This is a genomic window from Photobacterium sagamiensis, from assembly GCF_050337085.1.
Classification (GTDB): Bacteria; Pseudomonadota; Gammaproteobacteria; order Enterobacterales; family Vibrionaceae; genus Photobacterium; species Photobacterium sagamiensis.
Genome location: NZ_JAKJSP010000133.1, coordinates 1 through 692 on the forward strand (window position 1 = coordinate 1; position 692 = coordinate 692).

2 protein-coding genes are annotated in these 692 nt (G+C 42.2%); one reads left to right on the forward strand and one right to left on the reverse strand.

The window, feature by feature from the left end:
* Positions 1-421 (forward strand): TetR/AcrR family transcriptional regulator (locus tag L4D76_RS28810; RefSeq protein WP_428444206.1); only part of this gene is annotated, 421 nt, incomplete at its 5' end.
* Positions 422-542: 121 nt separating this feature from the next.
* Here L4D76_RS28810 and L4D76_RS28815 read toward each other — a convergent pair.
* A partial coding sequence (locus L4D76_RS28815; protein ID WP_428444207.1) for a cold-shock protein occupies positions 543-692 on the reverse strand: 150 nt, incomplete at its 5' end.

Below are 692 nucleotides of genomic sequence, written 5' to 3' on the forward strand. Positions count from 1 at the left end.
ATTCAATTCAAAAGAGTGCCTGATATCAGAAACACTCAGCCATTATGCCAAGAAACACACCGATTCACTGATAGAGCTGATTAACAACCCGGAACTGTCACTAGAACAAAAAATAGAGATGCGATTTGAAAGCCTCCGCCAACTGGTGATGAATAAGCAGTTTTATGGTTGTTACTTCCAGCTTGCCTATAGTGAATTTTGCAATAAAGACGAGGGCATCGCTTCCATTTGCACCCAATACAAACAAGGCAGGGTTGACCTGATCACAGAAATGCTAGCCCGGCACCATGTTAATGATGCGCAATGTAAAGCCGTGAAAGCTGAGCTGATCTTCAGTGGCCTGATTGCATCATTGCCTATATCTAAAAATACGGGTCTTATCGACATAGCAAAAGAAATGTATCTCAGAGAGATCTTTTAAAGAGCCAGCATAGGGCGATCTTTCATTTCATTGTTTGGCTGTGATATTGAATGTATACCGAACGACAGGTATAAAAAATGCCGGCCATAGCCAGCATTGTTTCAGAAGATAAGTCTTCTAATTATAAAGCAACTACGTTCGCTGCTTGAGGGCCTTTTTGGCCTTGCTCTAGGTCAAAAGAAACTTTTTGGCCTTCAGCTAGTGTCTTAAAACCTTCAGAAGCGATAGCTCGGAAATGAACGAATACGTCAGCACCGCCGTTATCCTGAGT